The organism is Betaproteobacteria bacterium (genome assembly GCA_016791345.1).
Taxonomy (GTDB): domain Bacteria; phylum Pseudomonadota; class Gammaproteobacteria; order Burkholderiales; family JAEUMW01; genus JAEUMW01.
Window position 1 is genome coordinate 1 of record JAEUMW010000161.1, and the last position, 13,416, is coordinate 13,416.

Consider the following 13,416-nt stretch of genomic DNA (forward strand, 5'->3'; position numbering starts at 1 on the left):
CTCCGACGACACCGAGCGCATGCTGGAAGCGCTCGCTCTTCTCGGCGTGCGCATCGACCGCAGCGGTGGCGACACGGTCCAGGTGCAAGGCTGTGGCGGAGTGTTTCCCGTGAAGGCGGCCGAGCTTTTCCTCGGCAATGCCGGCACGGCGTTCCGTCCGCTCACCGCGGTATTGGCTCTGTCCGGCGGACGCTACCGGCTCTCCGGCGTGCCGCGCATGCACGAGCGTCCGATCGGCGATCTGGTCGACGGCCTGAGAAGCCTCGGCGCCGACGTCGCCTACCTCGGCCAGCCGGGGTTCCCGCCGCTGGAGATTCGCCCGGCGCCGGTGGCTGCCGGCGGGCGCGTCGCCGTGCGCGGCGACGTGTCGAGCCAGTTCCTCACGGCCTTGCTGATCGCATTGCCGCTCACCGGGACCGAGACCACGGTGGAAGTGAGCGGCGAGCTCATTTCGAAGCCCTACGTCGACCTCACGATCGCGACGATGGCGCGCTTCGGGGTGCACGTTGCGCGCGACGGCTGGCGCTCGTTCACGATTCGCGCCGGTCAGGGTTACGTGAGCCCCGGCACCGTCTTCGTCGAAGGTGATGCTTCCGCCGCCTCGTACTTCCTCGCGGCCGGCGCCGTCGGCGGTGGACCGGTGCGGGTCGAGGGGGTGGGGCGTGACAGCGTGCAGGGCGATGTGCGCTTCGGTGAAGCGCTGGAGCGTCTGGGAGCGCGCGTCGCTACCGGCGACAACTGGATCGAGGCGAGCGCCCCCGCAGCGGACAAGCTGCACGCCTTCGACCTCGATCTCAACCACATCCCCGACGCCGCAATGACTCTCGCCGTGGTCGCGCTCTTCGCCGACGGGCCGAGCCGCTTGCGCAACATCGCGAGCTGGCGCGTGAAGGAGACCGACCGCATCGCCGCGATGGCGACCGAGCTGCGCAAGGTCGGCGCAACGGTCGAGGAGGGGCCGGACTGGCTGTCGGTATCGCCGCCGGCCGCGGGGCGCCTCACGCCGCATGCGGCGATAGACACCTACGACGACCATCGGATGGCGATGTGCTTCTCGCTCGTGGCACTCGGCGACGTGCCGGTCCGCATCAACGACCCGAAATGCGTCGCGAAGACTTTTCCCGACTATTTCGAGCGCTTCGCGACGATCGCGCGGCCGGCGCCCGTCATCGCCATCGACGGACCTTCGGCCTCGGGCAAGGGCACGGTGGCGGAACGCGTGGCGCAGGCGCTGGGCTTTCACCTGCTCGACAGCGGCGCGCTGTATCGCCTGGTCGCGCTGAAGACTCTGCGCGCGGCCACGCCCCCGGCGGACGAGGCCGGCGTCGCGCGGCTCGCAGAGACGCTCGATGCCGAGTTCACGCCATCGGGCATCCTCCTCGACGGCGAGCCGGTCGGAGACGCGCTGCGCGCCGAAGAGACGGGGATCGTCGCCTCGCGCGTGGCGGCGCTGCCCGCCGTGCGCAGTGCGCTGCTCGCGCGCCAGCGCGCTTTCCGCCGCGCGCCCGGGCTGGTCGCGGACGGCCGCGACATGGGCTCGGTGGTCTTTGCCGATGCCGAGCTCAAGATCTTCCTCACGGCAAGCGCCGAGGAGCGCGCGAAGCGCCGCTATAAGCAGTTGATGGAAAAAGGATTGAGTGCTACGATGCGCGCAATTTTGCAGGACATCGAGGCGCGCGACCGGCGTGATGCCGGGCGCGACGTGGCTCCCCTGCAAGTGTGCGCGGATGCGGAGATGCTCGACACCACCGACCTCTCGATAGAGGAGGCGGTCGCCTTCATCCTGGCTCGCTATCGGGCCGTGTCATCCGCGTGAACGAGGTGCCAACGTCCATCGTACCCGGGCCTGCCCGGCCGATGGCGACGGCGTGAGACCAACCCATGCCCCGCCGGCTGATTGGCGGGTGTTCTTTTCAGGCTGTTCCACTTCATGGTTACAACTGCTGCTGCCCAACCCGTCTCCAACCCCGCCCCCGAAAGCTTTGCCGCGCTGTTCGAAGAGAGCCTGTCGCGCAAGGAAATGCGCATCGGCGAAGTCATCACCGCCGAGGTGGTGCGCGTCGATCCCAACTTCGTGGTCGTCAATGCCGGACTCAAGTCCGAAAGCTTCATTCCCGTCGACGAGTTCCGCAACGACCGCGGCGAGGTCGAAGCGCAACCCGGTGAGTTCGTCTCGGTCGCGATCGAGGCCCTCGAAGATGGTCACGGCGAGACGCGCCTGTCGCGCGACAAGGCCCGCCGCCTGGCTGCCTGGACCGATCTCGAAGCCGCCCTCGAACGGGGCAGCGTCGTTCAGGGCGTCATCACCGGCAAGGTGAAGGGCGGGCTCACCGTCATGATCAACGGCATCCGCGCGTTCCTGCCCGGGTCTCTGGTCGACATCCGCCCGATGAAGGACACCACGCCGATCGAAGGCAAGGCGGCGGACTTCAAGGTCATCAAGCTCGACCGCAAGCGCAACAACGTCGTCGTGTCGCGGCGCGCGGTGCTCGAGCAGACGCAGGGCGCGGAGCGTCAGGCGCTGCTGGAGAATCTGCAGGAAGGCGCCGTCGTCAAGGGCATCGTCAAGAACATCACCGACTACGGTGCCTTCGTCGATTTGGGCGGCATCGACGGTCTGCTGCACATCACCGATCTCGCCTGGCGTCGCGTGAAGCACCCCTCGGAGGTGCTGAGCGTGGGCGACGAGGTCGAGGCGAAGGTGCTCAAGTTCGACCAGGAAAAGAACCGCGTCTCGCTCGGCATGAAGCAGCTCGGCGAAGACCCGTGGGTCGGGCTGTCGCGCCGCTATCCCACTGGTACGCGGCTCTTCGGCCGGGTCACCAATCTCACCGACTACGGTGCGTTCGTGGAGATCGAGCCTGGGATCGAAGGTCTCGTCCACGTGTCGGAGATGGACTGGACCAACAAGAACATCCATCCGTCGAAGGTGGTGCAGCTGGGCGACGAGGTGGAGGTCATGATCCTCGAGATCGACGAGGACCGCCGCCGCATCTCGCTCGGCATGAAGCAGTGCATGCCGAACCCCTGGGAAGAGTTCTCGATGAACTTCAAGAAGGGCGACCGGGTGCGCGGCCAGATCAAGTCGATCACCGATTTTGGCATCTTCATCGGGCTTGCCGGCAACATCGACGGCCTCGTGCACCTGTCCGACCTGTCCTGGCACGCGACGGGCGAGGAGGCGGTGCGCAATTACAAGAAGGGCGAGGAAGTCGAGGCGGTCGTGCTCTCCATCGACGTCGAGCGCGAGCGCATCTCGCTCGGCATCAAGCAGCTCGAAGGCGACCCGTTCACCACCTTCGTTGCCAGCCACGACAAGGGCGCGGTGGTGCGTGGCGTGGTGAAGTCGCTCGATCCGAAGGGTGCGGTGGTCACGCTGGAGCCGGATGTCGAAGGCTATCTGCGCGCCTCCGAGGTCGCGCGTGATCGCGTCGAGGACATCCGCAGCCATCTCAAGGAAGGCGACGAAGTCTCGGTGATGATCATCAACATCGATCGCAAGAACCGCAGCATCAATCTCTCGATCAAGGCCAAGGATCTCGCCGAGACCAACGAGGCGCTGCAGAAGATCGCGGCGGAGAACGAGCGGGGGGCGGGTACCACGAGCCTCGGGGCGCTGCTCAAGGCCAAACTGGATGGAAAGAGCTCTGAACAGTAAGGAAGGTCCGGCCATGACCAAGTCGGATTTGATCGCCCGGCTTGCGGTGCGCTATCCGCAGCTCGTGGCGAAGGATGCGGAGCTAGCCGTGAAGATGATCCTCGACGCCATGGCCAAGTGCCTGGCCGAGGGTCGCCGCATCGAGATCCGCGGCTTTGGCAGCTTCGGCCTGAACTATCGGCCGCCGCGCACCGGTCGCAATCCGAAGTCCGGCGAGAAGGTCCACGTCCCGGCGAAGCACGTGCCGCACTTCAAGGCGGGCAAGGAGTTGCGGGAACGGGTCGACCTCAAGAACGCAGAGTAGCGCGTTCGTTGCATGACCCCGGAATCGGCGCGGCTTGCGGGCCGCGCCTTTTCTTGTGTGGGGGGCTGAAGGCGGAGGGAGCGATGCGCGTCGTCGGCTGGATTGTCAAGATCATTCTGTTCGTGCTGCTGGTCGGGTTCGCGGTGAAGAACACCGATCCGATCACGGTGCGCTTCTATCTCGGCTACGAGTGGCACTCGCCGCTCGTCTTCGTGCTGCTCGTCTTCTTCGCGGGTGGCGCCGCATTCGGCGCGCTCTCCAGCCTGCCCTACGCCTTCCGCCATCGCCGCGAGATCCGCGACCTCAGGCAGGAACTGACCAACCGCCCGCAGACGCCTGCCGTGGACACGCCGCCCGCCGAGCGCGCGGCCGGGCAAACCACCGCGGACCTGTCCTAGTGCCGTCGGGTCTCAAGCTCGTGACGAACATGCCCACACCGATCCGCGCCGCGAACTTCTGACCCGGGACACTCGCGTGCAATTCGATTTCTGGTGGTTCCTGCTCGCGCTGCCGCTCTTCTTCGGCATGGGCTGGGTCGCCGCGCGCATCGACATCAAGCAGCTGCTCTCGGAGTCGAGCGAGCTGCCACGGACCTACTTTCGCGGACTCAACTTCCTGCTGAACGATCAGCAGGATCAGGCCATCGAGTCGTTCTCGGAAGTGGTGCGCGTGAGTCCCGAGACAGCAGAGCTGCATTTCGCGCTCGGCCATCTCTACCGCAAGCGCGGCGAGGTGGAGCGGGCGGTCCGGCTGCACGAGGATCTCGTGCAGCGGCCGGACATCCCCGACGATCTGCGCACCAACGCGCGCTACGAGCTCGGCCTCGACTTCCTCAAGGCCGGCTTCCTGGACCGCGCGGAGGCACAGTTTATCGAGCTCGAAGGCACACCGTCCGAGCAGCGTGCTCTCAAGCTCCTCCTGGAGATCTATCAGCAGGAGCGCGACTGGGCGAAGGCGATCGAGACCTCGCGCAAGATGGACAGCATCACCGGCCGCTCCAGCGCGAAGGACATCGCGAATTTCTATTGCGAGCTGGCGCAGTCCGAAATCACGCACTCGCGTCCCGACGTGGCCGAGCAGCATCTGCGCGAAGCCCTCGCGGTCAACGAGAAGTGCACGCGCGCAAACATCCTGCTCGGGGAACTTGCCGCACAACGCGGACAGCCGGAGCTCGCGCTGGAGTGCTGGAAGCGCGTCGAGCACCAGGATCCGCGCTATCTGGCGCTGCTCGCCGATCGCCTGCGCGACACCTATGAGCAGGTCGGCCGCCGTGACGAGGGCCTGCAACTGCTGAAGGGGTATCTCGGGATCTCGCCTTCGCTCGATCTGCTCGACGTGGTGTTCCATGCAACGCTCGAGCGCGACGGGTCGGAGGCCGGCTACCGCCTCGTGCGCAACGAACTGCGGCGCAATCCTTCGCTCCTCGGCCTGGATAAGCTGCTGGAGGCGGCGCTGATCGAGGCGCCGAACGAGCAGCGGCGCGACATCGAACTCGTACGCAAGCTGGTCGGCTATCATTCGCGCAACCTCGCGATGTACCAGTGCGACCACTGCGGCTTCCGCCTGCGGCAATTCACCTGGCGTTGCCCCGCCTGCGGTGCCTGGGAGAGCTACTCGCCGCTGCGCAGCGAGGAACGGAGTGCCGCATGAACGGACCGCGCGTCATCGTCGCGCTTGATTTTCCTGATGCTCGGGCTGCCCTGGATCTTGCGCGGCGACTCGATCCGGCACGCTGCCGGGTCAAGGTCGGCAAGGAGCTTTTCACGGCAGCCGGGCCGGCGCTCGTCGAGGCGCTGCGGGAGCGCGGCTTCGAGATCTTCCTCGACCTCAAATTCCACGATATCCCGAACACGGTAGCGAGCGCCTGTCGCGCGGCGGCGGCGCTGGGCGTGTGGATGATCAACGTACACGCGCTCGGCGGTCGCGCGATGCTGCACGCGGCACGCGACGCGATCGAGGGTATGCCGCAGCGGCCGTTGCTGACCGCGGTCACCGTTCTTACCAGCCTGTCGGCGCCAGATCTGCCCGAAATCGGCCTCTCGGGCACGCCGGAGGAGAACGTGCTGCGCCTTGCCGGCCTGGCCCAGGCAGCCGGGCTGGATGGCGTCGTGTGCTCGGCGCAGGAAGCGCGGGCGCTGCGCGCTGCGCTCGGCGAGGGTTTCGTCCTGGTGACACCCGGCATCCGCATGGCCGACGATGCCGCCGGCGACCAGAGCCGTGTCGTGACACCGCGCGCGGCAATCGAGGCAGGCGCAACCTATCTCGTGGTGGGACGACCGGTGACACGGGCAGTCGACCCGGCAACGGCGCTCGCGCGCATTCTCACTGACCTCGGGCCCACGCGCAGCGAGGGCGGATGATGATGGCGGTGGCAGCGCCCGACATGAAACGCATCGCGGCCACACGCCTGCTGGTCGTCGGCGACGTGATGCTCGATCGCTACTGGTTCGGCGAGGTGAGCCGCATCTCGCCCGAGGCGCCGGTGCCGGTGGTCAAGGTGGACCGCGTGGAAGCGCGTCCGGGCGGCGCGGCAAACGTCGCGCGCAACGTCGCCGCGCTGCGGGCCGGTGTCGAACTGCTCTCCGTGATCGGCGAGGACGAGGCCGGGGAGACGCTCGAGGCGTTGCTCGCGGAAGAGGACATCCCCGCCTCGCTGCACCGCGATGCCGCGGTCACGACCACGGTGAAGCTGCGCGTGATCGGACGCCAGCAGCAACTGCTGCGCATCGACTTCGAAACCTGGCCGAGTCACGAGACGCTCGCCGCGAAGCTGGCGGAGTTCGAGGAACTGCTGCCGTCCGCCGACGTGGTGATCCTGTCCGACTACGGCAAGGGCGGTCTCGCTCACATCGAGCGCATGATCGCGCTTGCCCGCGAACGGGGCACGACCGTGCTCGTCGATCCGAAAGGCGAGGATTACGTCCGCTATCGCGGGGCGACGCTGCTCACGCCGAATCGCGCCGAGTTCCGGCAGGTGGTCGGCCGCTGGCGCAGCGAAACGGAGCTCGAGGAGAAGGCGCAGCGCCTGCGCGAGGAACTCGACCTGGGGGCGCTGCTCGTCACCCGCAGCGAGGACGGCATGAGCCTGTTCCAGGCGAGCGGGTGCCTGCACGTGCCGACGGTGGCACGCGAGGTGTATGACGTGAGCGGTGCCGGAGATACCGTGATCGCGACCCTCGGCGTCATGCTGGCGGCGGGGACGAGTCTCGCCGAAGCGGTGCGCCACGCGAACCGCGCGGCGGGCATTGTCGTCGGCAAGCTCGGCACGGCGGTCGCTACCCCCGAGGAACTGTTCGGGGCCTAAGTTCGTCTCTCTCGGAAGATGCGGGCCATAATGGACGGCAAGGCATGCACCGGCAGTGCGCCCGGCGTGTCCCATCCGCATTGCGCACAGGCTGGAGGTCTCGCATGATCGTAGTGACGGGCGCCGCAGGATTCATCGGCGCCAACCTCGTCAGGGGTCTCAACGACCGCGACGAGTCCGATATTCTGGCGGTCGACAATCTCACGCGCGGCGACAAGTTCGCCAACCTGGTGGATTGCGAGATCGCCGATTATCTCGACAAGGAAGTCTTCCTGCGCGAGCTTGCCGACGGCACCTTCGACGGCGAGATCACCGCCATCCTCCATCAGGGCGCGTGCTCCGACACGATGGAGCGCGATGGCCGCTACCTGATGGAGAACAACTACCGCTACACGGTGACCCTGTTCGAGCATTGCCAGAGCGAGGACGTGCCCTTCATCTACGCCTCCTCGGCCGCGGTGTACGGCGCGGGGCCGACCTTCGCCGAGGGCCGCACGAACGAAGCGCCGCTCAATGCCTACGGCTATTCGAAGTTCCTCTTCGATCAATATCTGCGGCGGCGCTGGGCCGACCGTACCGCTCCCGTGATCGGGCTGCGCTACTTCAACGTCTACGGCCCACGCGAGGCGCACAAGGGGCGCATGGCGTCGGTCGCGTTCCATTTCTATCGCCAGTTCCGGACATCGGGGCAGGTGCGGCTCTTCGAGGGCAGCGGTGGCTACGGGCCCGGCGAGCAGCGCCGCGACTTCGTCTCGGTGGAAGATGCCGTGCGCGCGAACCTGTATTTTCTCGACAATCCCGACCGCTCCGGCATCTTCAATGTCGGCACCGGCGCCGCGCAGACCTTCAACGAAGTGGCGGTCGCCACCATCAACGCGTGCCGCGCGGCGGCCGGCGAAGCGCCGCTTGGCCTCGGCGCCATGCGCCAAGTCGGCATGATCGAGTACATCCCGTTCCCGGAAGGATTGAAGGAGCGCTACCAGAGCTATACCGAGGCCGATCTCGGCAACCTGCGCAAGGCCGGTTACGACGAGCCGTTCCTGCGCGTCGAGGAAGGTGTCGCGCGCTACGTCGACTGGATGCTCGAGCGGGACGGTGCAGCGCCCGTGAGCCGGAAGTGACAGAGGTGAACGACGTGAACATGAACACGCCAGCGGGCAGCGCGGCGGGCCTCGGCCATTACCTGGAGCACTTCGTCGGCAACACGCCGCTCGTACGACTGAAGCGCATGCCGGGTGTCACCACCAACGTGATCCTCGGCAAGCTCGAAGGCAACAACCCGGCGGGCTCGGTGAAGGACCGCCCGGCGCTTTCGATGATCACGCGGGCCGAGAAGCGTGGCGAGATCAGGCCGGGTGACACGCTCATCGAGGCCACCAGCGGCAATACCGGCATCGCGCTCGCCATGGCGGCGGCCATGATGGGTTATCGGATGGTGCTGATCATGCCGGAGCACCTGTCGATCGAGCGCCGGCAGACGATGGCGGCTTTCGGTTCCGAGATCGTGCTGGTGACCAAGGAGGAGGGCATGGAAGGCGCACGTGACCTGGCCGACCGGATGGTGGCCGAGGGGCGTGGCGTCATGCTCGACCAGTTCGCCAATCCCGACAATCCGCTGGCGCACTACGAGACGACGGGTCCGGAGATCTGGCGCGACACGGGCGGTCGCATCACGCATTTCGTCGCCACCATGGGCACCACCGGCACCATCATGGGCGTGTCGCGCTATCTCAAGGAGCAGAATCCCGCGATACAGATCATCGGCGTGCATCCGGCCGAGGGCTCCCAGGTGCCCGGCATCCGCAAGTGGCCGGAAGCCTATCAGCCGAAGATCTTCGACGCACACCGCGTCGATCGCGTCATCGAGTGCACGCAGGCCGACGCCGAGGAGACGGCACGCCGCATGGCGCGCGAGGAAGGCGTCTTCGCCGGCATCTCGTCCGGCGGCGGTCTCTGGGCAGCGCTGGAGGTGAGCCGCGAGGTCGAGCACGCGGTCATCGTGTGCGTCGTCTGCGATCGCGGCGATCGCTATCTTTCCACCGGCGTTTTCCCCGCCTGACCGGCTCGTTGTTCGCGCGCCTCGCTGTTTTGCCGGCGTTGCCGGCGGCCTGGCTCTACGGCGTGGCAGCGGTGCACGCGGCGGAACTCACGATCAGCGCGGAGCGTCTCGAAGGGCCCGGATTCACGGTGCGCTCAGCCCGCATGCGGCTCGATGCACGCGAGCCTGGCCGACTCGAACTGCGTCTGCAGTCGCTCGCGGCGCTCGGCCGCGAGTGGCGTGAAGCCACCCTGACCTGCGACCTCGTCGCCACCCGCGGCGCCCGCATCGGCTGCGAGAGCGGAGCGCTGGAGGTCGGCCAGCGGATCCCCCTGCGCGCCGCCTACGACACCGCGAACGGCGAGGTCGATGTCGAACTCACGCCGCCTGCAGGCGGGCACTGGCGCCTGGCGGGCGCTCCCCGGGCAGCAGGCTGGCACGGGCGTTTGACGATCGAGCGCGGTGCCCTTGCCGCCGTCGCACCGTTCCTGCCGCCGACGGCGCCTAGCCCGAACGCGGGACAGGTGTCGGGCAGCATCGCCGTCGCGCCGTCTGCCGGCGGCCTCGACATCGAGGGTGCGCTCGCGTTCTCGGGTGTCGGCTTCAGCGACGCCGCTGGCCGCGCTGCGGGAGAAGCCCTCGCCGGGGAGGTCAAGCTGGCGGCGCAGATTCGAGATGACGGGATGCGCTATCGCGGCACCCTCGACTGGCAGGAGGGCGCACTCTATGTGCAGCCGCTCTATCTCAAGGGGGGGCAGAAGCTGTCCGTGGAGGGCGCAGTGGACGCGCGCCAGATCACCGTGGAGGCCGGTCGTCTGCGGGCGGGTGGTGTGGGTGAGGTCACGTTCTCCGCCACCTGGGACCGCGAGCGCGGTGCGCTTGCCAGCTCGGCCGGGGGCGCGGCGGCGCTCGACATCCGCGGCGTCTACGAGGTGTTCGCGCGACCGGCGCTGGCTGCGACCGCGGCTGCGGACCTGACCACCGACGGCACGGCCGACTTCGGCTGGCGTTTCGGGGACGGCGCGCTGCAGGCGTTCTACCTGAACCTGCACGGGGCGCACTTCCAGGACCGGCAGGGGCGCTTCGGTCTTAGCGACCTCGACGCCAACATGCCCTGGGAGCGCACGGCACCGACGCAGGCCCGCGTTACCTTGGGCAAGGGGCAGGTGCTGCAACTGCCGGTCGGGCGCGTCGAGGTCCCGATGGAACTCGACGGGTTCGTGGCACGCGTCGCGCAAGTGGAAATACCCGTGCTCGACGGCAAGCTGCGCATGAACGATTTCGTCGCGCGACGCGAAGACGACGCGTGGGAATGGACCTTCGCCGGCGGGCTCACGCCGGTTTCGGTGGAAGCGCTCACGCGCGCGCTGGGCACTCACGTCATGCTCGGCACACTCTCCGCCGAGGTGCCGAAGGTGCGCTATCGGTCGTCGACGGTTGCGGTGGAGGGGGCGCTGCTCTTCCAGGTGTTCGACGGCACCGTCGTCGTCGATCGCCTGTCCCTCGCCGATCCGTTCGGCAGCGTTCCGCGACTCTTCGCGGATGTCGACATGCGCAATCTCGACCTCGATCTCGTCACGCGGACCTTTGCCTTCGGCAGCATCACCGGGCGCATCGATGCCACCGTGACCGGGCTCGAGCTGGCGGCATGGCAGCCGGTCGCGTTCGACGCGCACGTCGACAGCAGCCCCGGCAGCTACCCGAAGCGCATCAGCCAGCGTGCGGTGGAGAACATCACCGCACTCGGCGGCGGCAGTGCGGCAGCGGCGATGCAGCGCACCGCGCTCAAGCTCTTCGACACCTTCGGCTATCGCCGCATCGGCTGGCGCTGCAGGCTTGCGAACGGGGTGTGCCGGATGAGCGGGATCGCCGCGAAGGACGGCGGCTACGTCATCGTCGAAGGCGGGGGCATACCGGCCATTTCCGTCCTGGGCTACAATCGGGCCGTTGATTGGCAGGAACTCATCACCCGGCTCGCACGCGTCACGCGCGAAGACAGCGCGCCTACCATCCAATGAGCAAAGCACGGAAACAGCGGCTCGCCCGGCAGGGCGCCGCGAGCTTGGGCGTGGTGGCGCTGGCCGGCTGTGTCACCATCAACATCTATTTTCCCGCGGCCGCCGCGGAGAAGGCCGCAGACAAGATCATCGACGAGGTGTGGCGACTGCCGAAGCCCGCCGCACCGGTCACCCCGGCCGACGCCGCGCCGACGGCGCCCATTCCCCTCCCCTGAGCGTCGCGCAAACGACCCGACACATGGCCCCAAGTCACTTGCCACGTTTTCTCGCCTGCCTTGCTCTCGTCGTGACGGTGTTCGCATCGCTGCCGGCTCGTGCACAGGCCAATCTCGACATCGACACACCCGCGATCACCGCGACGCGCAACGCCATGGCGGCACGCTATCCGCAGCTCGAACCGTTCTTCGCCAGCGGTGCGGTCGGGCTCACGCGCGACGGCATGGTGGCGCTGCGCGACCCGAACGCCATTCCCCTCGACCAGCGGGCTACGGTGAATGCGCTCGTCGCCCAGGAGAACCGGGACCGCGCGGCGCTCTATCGCGAGATCGCCCAAGCCAACGGCCACCCGGAATGGGAGGCAGACATCCGCAGCACTTTCGCGCGCCGCTGGATCGACCGGGCGCGCGCCGGCTGGTGGGTTCAGGACGCGGCGGGAGGGTGGAGCAGGCGATAAGCCGCCGGTTCGATCCCGGCGTGCCGCGTCGCCTGCCGCATCCCGTTCGAGACGAGCCATCGTGATTCCCGTTCTCGTCTTCGACATCGAAACGATCCCCGACGTCGCCGGCCTGCGCAGGCTTTACGAACTCGCGCCGGACATGTCCGACGACGACGTGGCCGAGGCCGCGTTCCAGCGGCGGCGGCAGGCTACCGGCGGCGACTTCCTGCAGCTGCATCTGCACCGCGTGGTGACGATCGCGTGTGCGATGCGCGACCGCGACAGCTTCCGTGTCTGGTCGCTCGGCGAGCCGGAGGACGACGAGTGCGGCATGATCCAGCGCTTCTTCGACGGCATCGAGAAATACACGCCGCAGCTCGTCTCGTGGAACGGCGGCGGCTTCGACCTGCCGGTGTTGCACTATCGCGGCCTGATTCACGGCGTGTGCGCGGGGCGCTACTGGGACATGGGCGAGAACGACCGCGACTTCAGGTGGAACAACTACATCAGCCGCTATCACACGCGCCACCTTGACATGATGGACATGCTCGCCCTTTACCAGCCGCGCGCCAACGCACCGCTCGACCAGCTCGCGCAGCTCATGGGGTTCCCGGGCAAGCTCGGCATGGACGGCTCGCGCGTCTGGGAGGCGTATCGGCACGGGGATCTCGCGTCGATCCGGCACTACTGCGAGACCGACGTCGTCAACACCTTCCTGGTTTTCCTCCGCTTCCAGCTCCTGCGCGGCCTGCTGACCGAAGAGCAGTACGGCGAGGACTGTGCGCTCGTGCGCGAGGTGCTCGGCCGTTCGCAGGCGATCCACTGGCAACAGTTCCTCGCGGCGTGGGCAGCGTAGTGCGCTGAGCCACGCCAGTTTGCATGCTCACGATCGAATCCCTGGACCAGGAAGGTCGCGGCGTGGCGCGCGCCGATGGCAAGGTGATCTTCGTCGAAGGTGCTCTGCCCGGCGAGGTCGTCGACTGGACACCGTTCCGGCGCAAGCCGAAGTTCGAGGTCGGCACGGTTACGACCGTGCACCGCGCCAGCTCGCAGCGGGTGGCGCCACGCTGCCGGCATTTCGGTGTGTGCGGCGGGTGCAGCCTGCAGCACCTGGATCCGCTCGGTCAGGTCGCGGTCAAGCAGCGCAAGCTCGAGGATGATCTCCGGCATATCGGGCGCGTGCGCGCAGAGACGCTGTTGCCGCCGATCTACGGTCCGTTCTGGGGCTACCGTCACCGCGCGCGGTTCGCCGTGCGCGAGGTGCCGAAGAAAGGCGGCGTACTGGTCGGCTTCCACGAAAGACGCAGCTCTTACGTCGCCGACATGGATTCGTGCGAGATCGTGCCGGCGCGCATTTCCCGTCTCCTGCGGCCCTTGCGGGGACTCATCGGCGGTCTGTCGATCAGGCGCGAGCTGCCGCAGATCGAGCTCGCAGTGGG

General features: G+C 67.6%; 14 protein-coding genes. All 14 read left to right on the forward strand.

Features of this window, described 5'->3' with window-relative positions; genetic code table 11:
• Window positions 1-1,816: bifunctional 3-phosphoshikimate 1-carboxyvinyltransferase/cytidylate kinase (locus JNK68_06400; protein MBL8539987.1), on the forward strand; the 1,816-nt coding region annotated here is incomplete at its 5' end.
• A 114-nt stretch (window positions 1,817-1,930) separates the two neighbouring features.
• Entirely contained in the window at window positions 1,931-3,658 is a 1,728-nt protein-coding gene (gene rpsA / locus JNK68_06405; protein MBL8539988.1) for a 30S ribosomal protein S1, read from the forward strand.
• Between the two features lie 13 nt (window positions 3,659-3,671).
• A complete protein-coding gene (locus JNK68_06410; GenBank protein ID MBL8539989.1) occupies window positions 3,672-3,962 on the forward strand; it encodes an integration host factor subunit beta in 291 nt (96 codons plus the stop codon).
• Window positions 3,963-4,045: 83 nt separating this feature from the next.
• A complete protein-coding gene (locus JNK68_06415) occupies window positions 4,046-4,360 on the forward strand; it encodes a DUF1049 domain-containing protein (GenBank protein ID MBL8539990.1) in 315 nt (104 codons plus the stop codon).
• A 76-nt stretch (window positions 4,361-4,436) separates the two neighbouring features.
• Window positions 4,437-5,612, forward strand: a complete 1,176-nt coding sequence (lapB, locus tag JNK68_06420; GenBank protein ID MBL8539991.1) for a lipopolysaccharide assembly protein LapB — start codon at window positions 4,437-4,439, stop codon at window positions 5,610-5,612.
• Window positions 5,609-6,322, forward strand: a complete 714-nt coding sequence (gene pyrF / locus JNK68_06425) for an orotidine-5'-phosphate decarboxylase (GenBank protein MBL8539992.1) — start codon at window positions 5,609-5,611, stop codon at window positions 6,320-6,322. Before lapB ends, pyrF begins: the two co-directional genes overlap by 4 nt.
• A gap of 2 nt (window positions 6,323-6,324) precedes the next feature.
• Entirely contained in the window at window positions 6,325-7,266 is a 942-nt protein-coding gene (gene rfaE1, locus JNK68_06430; protein MBL8539993.1) for a D-glycero-beta-D-manno-heptose-7-phosphate kinase, read from the forward strand.
• Window positions 7,267-7,370: 104 nt separating this feature from the next.
• A complete protein-coding gene (rfaD, locus tag JNK68_06435; protein MBL8539994.1) occupies window positions 7,371-8,387 on the forward strand; it encodes an ADP-glyceromanno-heptose 6-epimerase in 1,017 nt (338 codons plus the stop codon).
• A 20-nt stretch (window positions 8,388-8,407) separates the two neighbouring features.
• On the forward strand, window positions 8,408-9,325 hold the full coding sequence (gene cysM / locus JNK68_06440; protein MBL8539995.1) for a cysteine synthase CysM: 918 nt from the start codon (window positions 8,408-8,410) through the stop codon (window positions 9,323-9,325).
• Between the two features lie 38 nt (window positions 9,326-9,363).
• Window positions 9,364-11,322, forward strand: coding sequence for a hypothetical protein (locus JNK68_06445; GenBank protein MBL8539996.1), 1,959 nt, complete (start codon window positions 9,364-9,366; stop codon window positions 11,320-11,322).
• Complete coding sequence (locus JNK68_06450) at window positions 11,319-11,537, forward strand: hypothetical protein (protein MBL8539997.1); 219 nt, start codon at window positions 11,319-11,321, stop codon at window positions 11,535-11,537. Before JNK68_06445 ends, JNK68_06450 begins: the two co-directional genes overlap by 4 nt.
• A gap of 23 nt (window positions 11,538-11,560) precedes the next feature.
• Complete coding sequence (locus JNK68_06455) at window positions 11,561-11,995, forward strand: DUF1318 domain-containing protein (protein ID MBL8539998.1); 435 nt, start codon at window positions 11,561-11,563, stop codon at window positions 11,993-11,995.
• 61 nt (window positions 11,996-12,056) lie between these two features.
• Window positions 12,057-12,833: a 3'-5' exonuclease gene (locus JNK68_06460; GenBank protein ID MBL8539999.1), complete on the forward strand. Its 777-nt coding sequence runs from the start codon at window positions 12,057-12,059 to the stop codon at window positions 12,831-12,833.
• A 23-nt stretch (window positions 12,834-12,856) separates the two neighbouring features.
• The coding region (locus JNK68_06465) for a TRAM domain-containing protein (GenBank protein ID MBL8540000.1) at window positions 12,857-13,416 on the forward strand (560 nt) is incomplete at its 3' end.

Bases quoted from the DNA above. Each gene is read 5' to 3' on its own strand.
- rfaE1 (MBL8539993.1), top strand. From the start codon at position 6,325: ATGGCGGTGGCAGCGCCCGACATGAAACGCATCGCGGCCACACGCCTG.
- rpsA (MBL8539988.1), top strand. From the start codon at position 1,931: ATGGTTACAACTGCTGCTGCCCAACCCGTCTCCAACCCCGCCCCCGAA.
- JNK68_06415 (MBL8539990.1), top strand. From the start codon at position 4,046: ATGCGCGTCGTCGGCTGGATTGTCAAGATCATTCTGTTCGTGCTGCTG.
- pyrF (MBL8539992.1), top strand. From the start codon at position 5,609: ATGAACGGACCGCGCGTCATCGTCGCGCTTGATTTTCCTGATGCTCGG.
- cysM (MBL8539995.1), top strand. From the start codon at position 8,408: ATGAACACGCCAGCGGGCAGCGCGGCGGGCCTCGGCCATTACCTGGAG.
- JNK68_06450 (MBL8539997.1), top strand. From the start codon at position 11,319: ATGAGCAAAGCACGGAAACAGCGGCTCGCCCGGCAGGGCGCCGCGAGC.
- JNK68_06410 (MBL8539989.1), top strand. From the start codon at position 3,672: ATGACCAAGTCGGATTTGATCGCCCGGCTTGCGGTGCGCTATCCGCAG.
- JNK68_06455 (MBL8539998.1), top strand. From the start codon at position 11,561: ATGGCCCCAAGTCACTTGCCACGTTTTCTCGCCTGCCTTGCTCTCGTC.
- rfaD (MBL8539994.1), top strand. From the start codon at position 7,371: ATGATCGTAGTGACGGGCGCCGCAGGATTCATCGGCGCCAACCTCGTC.